Source organism: Pseudomonas sp. 2822-15, assembly GCF_002742515.1.
Taxonomy (GTDB): Bacteria; Pseudomonadota; Gammaproteobacteria; order Pseudomonadales; family Pseudomonadaceae; genus Aquipseudomonas; species Aquipseudomonas salomonii.
On sequence record NZ_LJRY01000192.1, the window covers coordinates 1 to 259 of the forward strand.

Annotated in this window: 1 protein-coding gene; it reads left to right on the forward strand. The window is 43.6% G+C overall.

Going from position 1 to position 259, the window contains the following annotated elements; translation table 11 throughout:
• The coding region (locus AOA59_RS19210; RefSeq protein ID WP_178076274.1) for an IMP dehydrogenase at positions 1-259 on the forward strand (259 nt) is incomplete at both ends.

Sequence of the window (259 nt, forward strand, 5' to 3'; positions counted from 1 at the left end):
TTCGTACACACGGTGATATTGCTAAATCCGTACGTTTCGGGGCTTCGATGGTGATGATAGGGTCATTGTTTGCTGGCCATGAGGAATCTCCTGGTGAGACGGTGGAGAAGGATGGCAAATGCTTTAAGGAGTACTTTGGTTCTGCTTCTGAGTTCCAAAAGGGTGAGAAAAAGAACGTTGAAGGTAAGAAAATGTATGTGGAGCATAAAGGTTCTCTACAAGATACATTGACTGAGATGGAACAAGATCTTCAATCGTC